Here is a 209-nt window from a genome sequence, read left to right as displayed (position 1 = left end):
CGCTCGTGATCCGCGACGCGGTCGCGGTCGTCGAGGCCGAGGGCCGGATCAGCACGGGCGACGTCGTGTGCATCGACGGGCTGGTCGTCGACACCCCCGCCCCCCCCGACGCGACGGTGATCGACGCGAGCGGCTGCGTCGTGACGCCCGGCCTCGTCCACGCCCACCACCACCTGCTGCAGACGGCGTTCCGGACGCTGCCCGGCACC

General features: G+C 75.1%; 1 pseudogene. It reads left to right on the top strand.

Annotated elements, in window-relative coordinates:
• Positions 1 to 209, top strand: a pseudogene (locus QM517_RS18200) (amidohydrolase family protein); the annotation flags it as partial.

The sequence above is a fragment of the Microbacterium sp. IEGM 1404 genome (assembly GCF_030056775.1).
GTDB lineage: Bacteria > Actinomycetota > Actinomycetes > Actinomycetales > Microbacteriaceae > Microbacterium.
The sequence above is the reverse complement of the archived record's forward strand: the minus strand, read 5'-3'. Positions and strand labels throughout refer to the sequence as shown.